The organism is Butyrivibrio sp. (genome assembly GCF_024699075.1).
In genome coordinates this window covers 1-3,366 of the sequence record NZ_JAILQF010000192.1, presented here as the reverse complement: position 1 = coordinate 3,366, position 3,366 = coordinate 1, and the positions used below count along the sequence as shown (strand labels likewise).

At 35.7% G+C, this 3,366-nt stretch carries 2 protein-coding genes and 1 pseudogene; 2 read left to right on the top strand and 1 reads right to left on the bottom strand.

Annotation, left to right across the window (positions count from 1 at the left end; genetic code table 11):
* Nucleotides 1–1,545, top strand: a 1,545-nt coding sequence (locus K6G87_RS07635; protein ID WP_296835543.1) for a CehA/McbA family metallohydrolase, incomplete at its 5' end; no start/stop codon positions are given.
* Nucleotides 1,546–1,910: 365 nt separating this feature from the next.
* Here the strand turns inward: K6G87_RS07635 and K6G87_RS07630 are convergent.
* Nucleotides 1,911–2,816, bottom strand: a complete 906-nt coding sequence (locus tag K6G87_RS07630; protein ID WP_296835541.1) for a helix-turn-helix transcriptional regulator — start codon at nt 2,814–2,816, stop codon at nt 1,911–1,913.
* Nucleotides 2,817–2,983: 167 nt separating this feature from the next.
* Here K6G87_RS07630 and K6G87_RS07625 point away from each other — a divergent pair.
* Nucleotides 2,984–3,366: pseudogene (locus K6G87_RS07625) on the top strand (sugar ABC transporter permease); the annotation flags it as partial.

The window sequence follows — 3,366 nt, the reverse complement described above, 5'->3', positions numbered from 1 at the left end:
TTAAGAGGAGTTCTTGAAGAAGAAGGAGTAACTGATAGATCAGTCTTAAATACTGATGCACAAAGACTTCATGATTTTATAAAACTTGTCTCCAAAGATTTTGAGATTGGTTATCCAAAGAAAAGCAATGCTCCTAAAGGGAATTTTATAGTAACAACCTATGACGGCTCAAGAAAAAGGACACCTGCGCAGGTAAAACTCTGGAAACTTACAGATAATGAAACAGATAAAGATTTTGACCATGTATGCGGAAAAATAGACATGGAGCGATTCGTTACAGAATTTGACGGGGAGATTTCTGCTTCTATACCTTATGGAAGATATTACTGCGAAGTATCAAAGGGAAGCGAATACTGCATTATTAAGGACATAGTAGAAATTGGACCCAAAGCAGCAAATCGTAAATACCATTTGAAAAGATTTGTTGATTTAAGTAAATATGGATGGTATGCAGGGGATATCCATCATCACAGCATATATTCAAGCCCTGTATATAAGGGAGATGACGATGTTACAGAAAGCCCCCATGAAGTTGCAAACTCCATGGCAGCAATGGGACTTAGGTATGGAGCTTTGAGTGATCACCATAATATTCTCAATCATAAAAAGTGGATGAAGGAGACAAGAAGTGATTTTCTTCCCATAGTATCCAAGGAGATATCCACATCTAATGGCCATGTCATAGCACTTGGCGCAGAAAAGGATGTTATATTCAGGATACCCGATAAGGATCTAAGAAGTGATGAATATATGCGATCTGAGTTTAAGAAAATAGTGAACGAGATCAAAGAAAATGGCGGCCTTGCCCAGATCAATCATCCATGTGACCTTTCAAAATCCAATTCCTGGAACCCTTCCTATTACGATATGACAGGAATATTTGAAACCATAGAGATATGGAACGGATCAGCACCTATGATCAAAGGCTCTACCAATTATAAGGCATATGAACTCTGGCTTAACCTATTGAAAGAAGGTATATACAGACCAGCAACAACAGGAAGCGATACACATAATATTAAGGCAGACGATTACAATGATTTCTATATACTGATGCAGAATATAAGAAAAGTCATGTCTGTCCTTAAATATCCCGCATATAAAAATGAGATACATGTTATAGACCTTATCTTTAAAAAGGCTGTTCCCATCCTTGAAAAGTGGGCCACAACAAGCCTTACAAGCGGCTGCGTCAGAACCTATGTTCATATAAAAGGAAAACCCACTAAAGATAAAGTACTTGATTCATTAAGAAAAGGAGAATCTTTCCTTACAAACGGCCCAATACTCTTTTATAAAGACAATAGACTAACCCTAATGTCTGCAAGAAAACTTAATTATTTAAGAATATACACTCCGGAAGGCCTGTACAAAGAAAAAAAGCTTAATTCAAAGACAGCGCTCAAGAAAGACGGAGATAACATCTTCTACGATTATAGCTGTGATCTGAAAGACTCTAAACTGCTTACGAAAGAATGGTTTTACATAACCGCAGTAGATGACTGCACCAACCAGGCATTTCTCAACCCTGTATTCAAGCAATAAAGGTTATCTGGATTACAACAACTACGCACACCATAACCTATATTCGCTTGCAACATGGTACTCGAGAGGCCTAAAAAACTTTGCTCACATCATAACTTTCATTTCCTTGCAAATCTGATGCTTGGGAAGTTAACAAAGGATTTTCGAGCTCTTTAAAAAACTTATTAAATTCAAGAGCTTAATAGATGGATTTTTATATTCTTCCTAGGGTCCGCATGTCTGAGCGAAGCGAGTTTCGGACCCTAGAATATAAAAATCCAGATATTGAGCCTTGAATAATAAGTTTTTTAAGACAAGAAAATCCTTTGTTAACTTCCCAAGCTTATCAAATTGCAAGGAAAGTAGACTATAGAACGCAAAGACCGCTAGTTGAATTTGTGAGAGACCGTGTTCCTGTATTCGCGAGGTGATGCCCCGGATATTTTGTTGAAAACCCTGTTGAACTGTGAAAAAGATGTAAAACCGCAGCTTTCAGCAATAGCTGAAATCTTATCGTTGGTACTCGAAAGCTTGTACTGTGCATTCTTTATTCGTGTAAGCTGAATGTAGTTCAAAAGATTAAAGTGAGTTATTGACTTGAACTCTCTCGAAAGATAACTCGGACTTAAGTAATACATCTGTGCCAGTGATTCAAGCGACAGATCCTTATCGTAATTATTGTGAATATAGGATGCGATCTCATAAATTTTGTGCTCAATAGAAGTATAGGTCTGATCATCAGAATATTTGTTCCTTGGGCTCAGCTCATACAAAGTATAAAGAAATTCCTGAAAAAGAGTATGAATATGAAATTCATCTGCAGGATTGTCATAGTAATTATGAGTATCAGCAAATACATATATCTTATTAAGAATATCTGACAATTTCTTTCTGTCATCAAAATCAAAACGCATAATAGGAACATCCTGGTAAAAAGGTGCAAGAATAGTGTCATATGCTTCTTTGGTTTCCGGATTATTAAATGGAAACATAAAGTCTATGACGATACGCTTTGATGCATCTCCTTTATAATAAATGGATTTATGAAGGATTGAAGGCGCAAGAAGTACCATGTCTCCCGCATGAATATTGTAAGGAGTTCCCTCTATAAGATGGGATGCATTTGGAGCAAGAAGTATAAGTATCTCATAAAAGGGATGCAGATGCTGGAACTCCATGTTATTAGATACGCTTCTTTTGTCATAATCAATGTAGTAGTAAATATTATCTTTGATGTTATTGATTATGATGAAGTGTTTGTCATCATATTGAAACTCATTGTTTATCAGCATATTTTCTCCAAATTCCCCTGAGTCCAAAATAAGTAACAGCATCATTATATTAAGCTATGACAAAAAATGCAATGTTTTTTGTCTTCTTCAATAAAAACTAAATAGAATTTGAATATATGAAAATATAGAATAAATATATCAACAATAAGAACTGGGAGGTACCGGGGTTGAGCAAAAATAAAAAAAACAGGTCAGGTGGCAAGATCAACATTAAGACATATATGCGTAATAACTGGCAGTTATATCTTATGTTACTTGTTCCTGTTATCTACATGATTTTATTTAAGTACAAGCCTATGCTTGGAGTTGTAGTAGCTTTTAAGAAGTTCAATATATTCCAGGGAATATGGGCAAGCCCATGGGTTGGACTTAAAAATTTCAAGGATGCATTTTCATCAGCAGCCTTTTGGTCATCACTTAAAAACACACTTATTCTTAATATAGGTGACCTTATTCTTGGATTTCCATTTCCAATATTCCTTGCAATATTCTTAAATGAGCTTAGAAGCAGCAAGATAAGAAAAGCCACTCAGACACTTCTTTATCTTCC

Bases quoted from the DNA above. Each gene is read 5' to 3' on its own strand.
- K6G87_RS07630 (WP_296835541.1), bottom strand. From the start codon at position 2,816: ATGCTGATAAACAATGAGTTTCAATATGATGACAAACACTTCATCATA.